Consider the following 9173-nt stretch of genomic DNA (forward strand, 5'->3'; position numbering starts at 1 on the left):
TCCTCACTGATCCGGCCGGGCATCCCTTCTGCATCGTCAGGGGCTGACGCAGCCGTGCTCCCGCACACGACATAGCTGGGGACGTTCATCCGTACGCGGTTGGGGAGGTTAGGTAGTACGCCGACAGTAGGGGGCGAGTCGCAGGAGGGTGCCCGGGCGGTGCGCGTGCAGCCGCAGTGCGTTCTCCAAGGTGGCGACCAGGGCCTGCCAGGCCGACTGCTCCTGCGGGGTCTTGTGGCGGAAGGAACTGGTGGGGATGAGGCTGTATCGGCTGGCGATCTGCCCGCCGCGCCGCCCGGCGAACAGACCGGTGCCCTCGATATCCACCCCGGCCAGTACGAACGTCGCGGGGATGCGCTCGGACAGGTACTTGATCTGGTCCGACGCCTCGGCGCCGATCCGGGTCTGGATGTCGAGATTGTGCAGCTCGTCGATGAGGACAAGCCGGCAGGCCAGAGTGCAGGCCAGGTCGCAGACCTTGTTGGTGACCTCGACCTGGCTGAACCGGGACGGCAGCGGGAGCCCGATGAACCGGGCGAACTCGATGGCGAGCATCTTGGGCGTGGCGGCCGGCGGGACGGTGACGTAGAGGACCGGCAGTGCCCGGGGCGAGAGGGCGCCGCGGCGGCGGGTCAACTGCTCGTAGTTCTTGCCCAGCTGGGTGATGGCGGTGGTCTTGCCGGTGCCCGCGGGGCCGGAGACGATCAGCCCGCGCCGGGCCGAGTGCTGGTGCCGGTTGAGCAGGATGCGTTTGCGTCCGGTGGCGGCGACGTGGCGGATGGTCGGCGTTGAGACGATCACCAGCTGGGCGTGGTAGTCCTCCCTGGCCGCGTCGTAGTCCGCGCGCTCGGCCTCGGTCAGCCGCTGCAGGGCGGCGGGCGGCATCACGAGCGGCGGCGTGGGCGCCTCGTTGACGAAGGCGGCCCAGCCCTCCTTGGTCGTCAGCGGATGGTCGACCTCCTGCGGCTCCGGCGGGTGCGTCATGCGCGGCTCCCTTCGGTGAAGGCGTCGAACACCCCGAACGGGACGACCTCGCCCAGGACCGCCTCCGGCACCGGGTCGGCGTCGAGGTCGGGCTCCGGCGGTGCTTCGATGCCCGGTCGGGTGGGCAGGGCGGTGGCCGCGCGGGTGCGGGCGGCGACCTTGCGGTCCGGTCCGGTTCCGGCGCGGGTCAGCAGGTCCTCGACCACGGCCGCGATGGCCTGTTCGTCGGTGTCGTCGGCGCCGCGGGTGGCCAGCAGGGAGCGGGCGTGGCGCCAGGTGAAGTCCGCGAACGGTGCGGAGACGGTGCCCAGCCGGGTCCACGGGATAGTGATCCATCCGCCCGCCCTGCTGTCGCGGACCCAGACGTGGGACAGGTCGTAGGGGTCGTAGTGGACTTCCCAGAGGTCGCTCTTGAGCGGGACGCCGGAGGGCTGGCGGCGGTATGGCCCCAACTCTCGGCAGTCGTAGGTGCGGTAGTCCATCACGATGCCGTAGTGGTTGATCTTCCGCCATTCCACCGGCAGCAGTTCGATGTAGTCGTCGCCGGTCAGGCAGACCGGTAGGTGACCTGCGCGGGTCACCAGCAGCGCGTAGACCTCATTCGGCGACAGGGCCTTGTTCGGCAGGAACGGGCTGCGCAGGCCGTCGTGAGGCCGGCTCTGCCAGCAGGCGACCAACCATTCCTCGAACAGCTCGGACAGTTCCCGCAGGGTCCAGACGGCTTCGACGTCCCGGCCGCGTTGAGTGACGTTGGAGCCGACGTAGCCGGCGACGTGCTGGCAGAACAGGGTGTTGATCGAGGAGAACGTCCGCTCGACGATGCCCTTGTCGGTCGGGGTTGCCGGCCGGGCGGGCTGGACCGAGATGCCCAGGGTGCGGCAGGCAGCGGTGAAGGTGTCGGAGACGAACACCTTGCCGTGGTCGATCACGATGGTGTCCGGGACGATGACGGGCTTGGCGGCGGCGTGCTCCAGGCGGGCGTCGATGCTCATCAGCCGCGCGTGCGGGATCAGCGACGCGGACATCCGCAGGGCATCCGCCCACCCGGGCCGCATCGGCTCCGGGACCAGTGTCCGCGCCAGAAGCAGGGCCGCGTCGACCGCCTTGGTCCCGGCCGGCCGCAGGACTGCCGCGCAGATGGTCCGCGAGGCGACATCGACCGCGATACTCAGTTCAACCCGCCCGGTAACCCCGTCGTCCAGCACCGCCAGCACGTCCAGCGGGGTCGTGTCGATCTGAACGATCTCCCCAGGGCGGACGGCCATCGTCGGGGTGAACGGCTCTTGCGGACGCCGGCCCTGGGACCTGCGGGTGGTCGCCGCCCCGAACGAGTGCTTGCCCTCGTCGAGTTCCTTGATCAGGCGGTAGAACGTCGCCCGCGACGGGATCTCGACCACCCCCTGGCCATAGCGCTCGGCCACGAGCCGCTCGACCTGGCGCATCACCCGGCTGCGGGTGCCCGTCGACAGGTTCTCCTGCGCGGCCAGGACCTCGGCCACGACCGCGACCAGCCGTTCATCGGCATGACCTCCGGGCTGCCGGGACCCGCGCATGACCCGGCGGTCCACCAGCCCCCAGACCCCCTGCTCACGCCACAGACCCCGCAGCCGGAACAGCGTCCGGTCCGAGACCGGTGTGCCCGACACCGCCAGTTCCTCGGCCTTGGCGACCATGCGCTCGCTGAGCTTGCGCCACTTCGGGTCGTACTCCGGGCGAGGACTGGACCCCGGCGGCGCGTCCGGCAGCAGACCGGTCTCCACCTCGATCAGATGGCGCTCGAAGAACTTCGCCCGCCGCAGCGCAGGCTCAGGAACGGTGTCCAACAGTCCGAACGGCGGCAGCCCCGGGGCCCCTGGCTGGGAGTCCAGCAACGCGAACCCCTCGGAGACCATCAGATGGGAGAACAGGACCAGGCTCGCGGCCCCGTGATCGTCGACGAGGCGGACCAAGGTCCCCGCCAGACCGACGACGGAATGAACCCTGTCCCCGAACCTCACCCGGTCCCCGACGCTCAGCACTCCGCGCGGCAATAGCCCACTCATCGCCCGTACCTCCGGTCGACCAACGTCAGATCACCCAGCGGACGGGACAGGTCCGCCCCCAGCACCCCGGACCACAACAGGTGGAACACCACCGGCAGCACCTCGATCGGGTCCCCGACCGTCGCGGCCTGGACCATCAAGGGCGCCGGAACCGCGAACGCCGACCGCACCGCGGCGACCGTCCCGTCCGCCGCCGCGTGCCGCGGATGCCGGTAACCGGCCAGCCAGCGCAGATTCGCCACCCGGACCGGATCAAGCGACCCGACGAGGCGATAGGCCCAGCCCACCGCCTCACACACCCGCCGCATCACCGAGAACGCCACCGCGGAGCGATCGTCGACCCAGTCGACCGGACGGCAGTCGATCACCAGCCCCGTCCCGTCTACGGCCCGCGCGAAGTAGTCCGGCGCGTGCGACCGTCCCCGCCGAGTCGTCTCATCGCGCCAGTACAGCCAGAACGGCTGCGAAGCGAACCCGGTCACCTGCGGGTCGAAGTCGAGCAGCATCGCGTGGTCCCGCTCCAGCCACGACTCGAACCCCACATGACGGCCCGTCGTCGCCGACCAGTACAACCCCGGGAAGTGGCGCTGGCCCCGGTACGACGGAAAATCTCGCACCGGTGGCACGTCCTCGAACGCGATCCCCACCGCGTCCCTCAACGGCCGCCGTACCTCGGTCCCGACTTCCACCCAGGCCACATCGAAGCCCGCCACCTCCAGCAGGGCCTCATCGGAAAGCGCACGCGTCGTGTCCATGGGGACGACCATCACGGGTCCGGTGAGACCGGCCAGATCAGATGAGACTCAATCCACCCTGAAAGGTGAAAACCGGGCACGGCATGCCACACGCGCCGCGAATCGGCCGACTACCACCTGAGACGAGTGAGACACCACCAGGTCCAGTGAGACCGGACAGCTCCAACCAGGGAGTCTCACAACAGCGGCATAAGTGCCATCGTTGTGCCATCGCGACTGAGACTGTGCCACGAAATCTGAGACCCTACACTCGGTGTAGTCCGCGACGGACATCGCATACAGCGGCCCGTCCTCGACGGTGTCGAGCCGGACGCGGTCGCGGGTGGCGTTGGCCTCGTTGTTGATCGTTGAATAGTTGCGGATGACGGCAAGAGCCTGGATGGCACTGAGGGCGGGCGCCGGCTTCGGCGCCGCGCTGGCGCTGGTGCTGGGGTCCTGGTCGGGGGTGCTGCTGTTGGTGGAACAACCGGTCATGGCCAGGGCGAGACAGGCCGCGCCGGCAATCAGCGGCAGGGTACGGCGGGTGATATGGATGGGGCTCTCCAGAGTGTTTCGGGGCGGGTCAGCGCGTGCGGATGGGTGCGGGCTTGGCGGGCCGAGGGGCGAGCGGTGCGGACGAAGGTGCCTTCGGCCCGTGGGATTCCGCATGCGCGGGGGTGATGTGCTCTGCTTCGACGAGGAGTTGGCGGCCTGCTTCGTACAGATGGCGACGGGCACCGTTGAGCCGGTTGTCGAGTGCTGAGCGCGTGACCTGCTGGTCCCGCGCGCCCTCTGCCGAGCGGAGAAGACCGTCGAGGCGCTGCAGGTCCCCAGCGTGGGCAACGGCAGCGCTGAGATCGGCCAAGGCGCGACCGAGAGTGCCCACGGCCCGCGTCAGCGCGGTGACCCTGCCCCGGGTGCCGTCGTTCGCGCCGGCTTGGCCGGTTTCCTCACGGTCCGCGAAGGCCGCGGCACTGGTGATGTGGACGATCAGCCCGGCGATGTCACGGACCCGGTCGTCCAGTTCGTCGAGGTTGTCGCTGACGCAATGCCGCGCGTCTGTGAAGGGCATGTCGTCGGCCGCGTGGTGGATGCGCTCGGCCAGGCCGCGAAGTTGGCCTATGGCGTCGAGGTCGGAAAGCAGCGGAACTCCGTGGGGCGCGTGCGGGGTGGATCACCGGCGGGGCGCGCGGGCGGCCTGCGGTGATGCCGGTGGAAGGGCGGCAGTGGTGGTGGGTGCGACGTGGCGGAGGTTCACCCCGATGCCCTTGGCCGTGAGCAGCCGGGCCGCGGCCTGCACGCGCAGCGCCCGGCCGTTCTCGCTGTACTCGGCGGACAGGAGCAACGCCGCTTGGTGCGGGTGGTACTGGAAGCCGCAGGTGAACAGCGTCGTGCGGGCCTGCTCGGGCACGCTGTCGTACGGTGCGCCCAGGGCCCCGTCGTTGTACAACGTCAAGGTGAGGACGTGTGCGACCTGCGGTGGTGCGGGCCGGTGCGGCGGGTCGGGCTGGGTCGCCGCGTTGTCGAGCACCGCTTCCAGGGCCCGCTCGTAGCGGGGCAGTACCCGCTGGGCGATGCGGGCGGCTGCCCGTGCGGGATCGTTGGGGACAGCGATTCCGTGGGGCTCCTCGACACCGACGAAGTGGTGCGGCTTGATGCCGGCCTCGACGGGTTCGAGCGGGGCGACGACGAACTGATCGGGGTGGTGGGGCCGGTCGGCGACGAAAAGCCGATGGCCTTCGGGGCCATGAAGAATCGCGTCGTGGGTCAGGACGTACTGGCTGACAATGTGGGCGACGTGACCGTTGTCCCAGAGCTGCTCGGTCCGGGGGAACTGGTCCTCATACCGTGCGTGGCGTTCGTAGTCGCTGCTCCAGGAGCCGGGCAGGCGGGCGGCCAGGGCCCTGGTGAAGTCGGACAGGTCGGTTCGAGCTGGGGTCATGGATTCCTGTGGGGGAAGGGTGTCGGGGCCTGCGGCATCAGCGCGCGCGCTTTGGCGCTGCTGGCGGGAGGGCCGGCGGGAGGGGCCCCGCACCGGACGGGGCCGGGACGGGCCGGGGAGCTGGAGGCTGGTCGGTCAGTACCCTCATCCGGTCCTCCGCCACGTGCAGCACTTCCCCGAGGTTGCGGATCTCGGAAGCGGCGTCGGCGAGGTCGTACGACAGGTCGAAGCCGTCGTCCTGCTCGGCTTCCTTGGCCTTCTCCCCGGCCGCTTCGAAGAACTCGCCGAGCCGCTCCAGCAGCCCGTTGATCGGGTCCAGGATCTGGTGCAGCAGCGCGGCGGCCTCCGCGTGCGACGCGGCCCCGTTGAGCCGGTCGGTGAGCGCGAGGATCGCGTCACCGTAGACGTAACCGACGGAGTCGTCTGCGGCATCGACGAGAGGCTCCGGGGTCTGGGGCTGCGGGGCTGTGGACGAGCGCGAACCCCTAGCCGAGGAGGGGGATGCGGTCAGCAGTCCGACCTGGTCGAGCCGCTGATCGATCGCCTCGATCACCTGCGTGGCGCTGCCGCCGTGCCGGGCTTCAGGCCGCTCAGGAGCACCGGGGTCGGCCGACGGGGACGAGTCGTAGAGCAGCTCGAACAGCCCATGGTCATCATCGCTTTGGCGGGTCACGATCCACCCCTCGGGGTCTCCCGGCAGGCGCTCGGAGGGGGGTTCCTGCGGTGGACCGATGATCAGGTAGCTCTCGTCGGGAAGCGATACGTGCACGATGTACGCGCTGAGACCGAACTCGATGTCGCACGGCAGCCCGCGCTGTCGCAGCGGTGTGGTGATGTGCGCGTGGCGGCGCCACAGCTCCTGCCACCACGCGGTATGCACGTTGCCGTGCTCGGGCAGCGGTGCCATTGACGGGGCGCCGGCGGACGTGCGGCGCGCGTCGGGGCTGGCATCCGGGGGGCCTATGCCATCAGTGGCCACGGTTGCGCCTGCGGGGAATGAGTGCGTGGATGCGCAGGATCCGGCGTGTGGGGTGGGGCTTCGGATCCGGTCGGGTGGCGTCGAATGCGTGCTCGTCGCAGGTGTCGAGCAGGTGGCGTTCCATCTGCGCTTCGTGATCGGCGATCTGTGCCATGAGGTCGTCGTGTTCGGCCTGGCTTTGCTGGTACTCGGCCCAGTCGGCGTCGCTGCAATGGGTGGGGCGGTTCAGGGGACTCCTTAGGAAGGGGATGCCGGCTTGCGTGCGTCCGCTCGGACTAGAGGCGGTGTGTGCTCGGCTTGGGTGGCAGGGGCGCCGGGTTTGCCGGTCGGGATGGCGCCGGGAAGAAGCGGTGGAGGTCGAGGTGTTGGTCGAGTTCCTTGACCGCGCCGTGTAGCGATTCCGACGTGCGCCGCAGGTAAGAGCGCGCCGTGGCGTGGTCTAGGACCATGGAGTTTTCCTGGTACTGCCGGGTGGTTGAGCTTGCGGTTTGGGACAGGGAGAGGGCAGTCTTCGCGGTCTCGGCGAAGCGCGGTGCCGCGTAGGTCGACAGGGTGGCGGCTGTCGCGAGGTGGGCGAGTATGGCGCTGCCGGCGCGGTTCGTGCTGTGAATGGTCCGGGCAAATTCGGCCGTCGTGCGGATGACGCGGTGGGAGAGGGCTTGCGCGTCGACGGCGTGCTGGATCAGCTCGGGGTATGACGGGGAAGCTGGTACGCGGCCGGCGTCGTCCAGGAATCGCCACTGCTGGGCGGCGTCGCTGTACATGGCCTTCATACCGTCGAGCACGCCGATGAGGCGCAGGGTGTCGCTGCGAGGAATCAGTTCGCGCTGGGGATCGGGAATCATGAGTCCTTTGCTCTTACTTCAACCCCGTGGGGGTTCGATGGCCAGTGCACGGTGCAGGGATCTGCAGATGCAGGCGAGCGGTCGCGGGAGGGATGCTGAACCCTTGTTCCGCGTCCCCGAGCCCTATGGAGCGTCGACGAGTCCGTGCGGACTGCGGCTCATCGAAGGCGAGGTCGTCCAGGGTGCCCTGCTGGTAGTGGAAGACGTTCTCTTCGAGCTGGGCGAGACGGCCGCAGGTGGGGTTCTCGCGGAAGGCGTCGGTCCGGTCGAGGGCGTACTGCTGTTTTTCTGCCTCTGCGGCGATGACGCGGACGGTATTGCGGGAGGAGACGCTCGCCCATTGGGTCGTGTCGGTGGGAGTGGCGTCCTTCATCCACACCCAGATGCCCTGGCCGAGCCTGAGAATGCTTTTCGGGTGGTACAGCCCGCCGGTCTTGCGATGACGGCGTGGGCTTCGCCGCTCGCCGAAGTCGCGCGCAACCGACTGAGCGGTTTTATAGATTGCCGCGTCGTACAGCTCCGGGATCTGGCGGATCCGCCCGTCCAGAGAGGCGTGGAATTCTGCCAAGTGGATGCGGCCGTTGTCGGCGGTGACCTCTTCGGCGGCTTCGAGTGCGAGTTTTCGCAGTACTGCGTCGAAGTCGTTGCTCACGGAAGGTCACGCTCCTTCCATACGGCTGCGATCTCGCCCACTGCCGTGGCCGCGTGCGCGATGACCTCGCGGGTCACGGCGCGTCCGGGCGTGGCGAACTCGGGGTCGTACAGGGCGAAGGTCTGGCTGCCCCGGACCTGGGCGAGGGAGGGCAGGACCTCGCACAGGAGCTGGGTTGCGACCCGGCGCTGGCGAATCTCTTCGTCCACTCGTGCCTTCCGCTCGGCCCAGGCGCCTCGGAGCGTCAGCTCCCCTTCGACGACGCGGTCGGCCAGAGCGGGGTCTTCGGCGCGAAGCCGGGCCAACTGGGACTCCGCAGAATCCGTCTGCGCCTTCTTGTCCCGAGCGGTGTCGTACGCACTATCCAGGCCCAAGGCGCCGCTGATCACCGCGTCGACCAGGTCGGGCGCGTGCTGCCAGACGATGTTCGCCCGCCCGATCACAGCGCGCGCAACACCGAGCTGCTCCCCGAGGTCTCTGACCGTCTGTCCCTTTTCGGGACGGGCGCCTTGTCCCTGCTCGGGACATGTCTCTTGTCCCTTCTCGGGACAGACCTCATATCCCAGGGTCGAGCGGGCCTTTACCGTGATCATCGCGGACTGGCCTTTGGTGAAATTGCGGCGTTTGAGATTGACCGACAGGCTGTAGACATCGGGCGCGGGACCTTCGTAGGTGACGAAGGCCGGTTCGATGCCCAGGCGCTCACAAGCGGTGAGTCGGCCACGGCCGTCGAGAATCCTCCCCGTGCGGTCGAGGACGATGGACTGCAGAAGTCCGTTTTCCTGGATGTCGTGTGCGAGGACGGCCAAGTCGTCCTCATCGAGTGGCGGGATGAGTGAGTTGGTCGGGTGGGCTTCGATTGTGGCCTCCTAATACTGCAACCGCATGTGGTGTGACTGTTGGCGGTGTGGCTCGTTGGTCCGACTGTGTGACGAATCGTTGACGGTGGAGCAGGTCGAGTCGTGGTCCGAGGGCGTAGAAGAGTTGCATGCCCG

10 protein-coding genes are annotated in these 9173 nt (G+C 68.8%); all 10 read right to left on the bottom strand.

What is annotated here, in order from left to right; translation table 11 throughout:
* Nucleotides 1-108 precede the first annotated feature (108 nt).
* The 10 genes from O3W51_RS46040 to O3W51_RS46085 all read right to left on the bottom strand — a co-directional run bounded on the left by O3W51_RS46040 (nucleotide 109) and on the right by O3W51_RS46085 (nucleotide 8987).
* Entirely contained in the window at nucleotides 109-984 is an 876-nt protein-coding gene (locus O3W51_RS46040) for an ATP-binding protein (protein WP_269289934.1), read from the bottom strand.
* Complete coding sequence (locus O3W51_RS46045) at nucleotides 981-3026, bottom strand: Mu transposase C-terminal domain-containing protein (protein ID WP_269289936.1); 2046 nt, start codon at nucleotides 3024-3026, stop codon at nucleotides 981-983. Before O3W51_RS46045 ends, O3W51_RS46040 begins: the two co-directional genes overlap by 4 nt.
* On the bottom strand, nucleotides 3023-3781 hold the full coding sequence (locus tag O3W51_RS46050; RefSeq protein WP_269289938.1) for a TnsA-like heteromeric transposase endonuclease subunit: 759 nt from the start codon (nucleotides 3779-3781) through the stop codon (nucleotides 3023-3025). The genes O3W51_RS46045 and O3W51_RS46050 overlap by 4 nt, the downstream gene beginning before the upstream one ends.
* 562 nt (nucleotides 3782-4343) lie before the next feature.
* Nucleotides 4344-4832, bottom strand: coding sequence for a hypothetical protein (locus O3W51_RS46055; protein WP_269289939.1), 489 nt, complete (start codon nucleotides 4830-4832; stop codon nucleotides 4344-4346).
* A gap of 102 nt (nucleotides 4833-4934) precedes the next feature.
* Entirely contained in the window at nucleotides 4935-5702 is a 768-nt protein-coding gene (locus tag O3W51_RS46060; RefSeq protein ID WP_269289941.1) for a hypothetical protein, read from the bottom strand.
* A 37-nt stretch (nucleotides 5703-5739) separates the two neighbouring features.
* On the bottom strand, nucleotides 5740-6609 hold the full coding sequence (locus O3W51_RS46065) for a hypothetical protein (RefSeq protein ID WP_269289943.1): 870 nt from the start codon (nucleotides 6607-6609) through the stop codon (nucleotides 5740-5742).
* Nucleotides 6610-6670: 61 nt separating this feature from the next.
* On the bottom strand, nucleotides 6671-6835 hold the full coding sequence (locus O3W51_RS46070; protein WP_269289945.1) for a hypothetical protein: 165 nt from the start codon (nucleotides 6833-6835) through the stop codon (nucleotides 6671-6673).
* 121 nt (nucleotides 6836-6956) lie between these two features.
* Entirely contained in the window at nucleotides 6957-7526 is a 570-nt protein-coding gene (locus O3W51_RS46075) for a hypothetical protein (RefSeq protein ID WP_269289947.1), read from the bottom strand.
* A 13-nt stretch (nucleotides 7527-7539) separates the two neighbouring features.
* A complete protein-coding gene (locus O3W51_RS46080; RefSeq protein WP_269289949.1) occupies nucleotides 7540-8178 on the bottom strand; it encodes a hypothetical protein in 639 nt (212 codons plus the stop codon).
* Nucleotides 8175-8987: a ParB N-terminal domain-containing protein gene (locus tag O3W51_RS46085; protein WP_331284163.1), complete on the bottom strand. Its 813-nt coding sequence runs from the start codon at nucleotides 8985-8987 to the stop codon at nucleotides 8175-8177. Before O3W51_RS46085 ends, O3W51_RS46080 begins: the two co-directional genes overlap by 4 nt.
* Between the last annotated feature and the right edge of the window lie 186 nt (nucleotides 8988-9173).

This window comes from Streptomyces sp. H39-C1 (assembly GCF_027158125.1).
GTDB lineage: Bacteria > Actinomycetota > Actinomycetes > Streptomycetales > Streptomycetaceae > Actinacidiphila > Actinacidiphila fildesensis.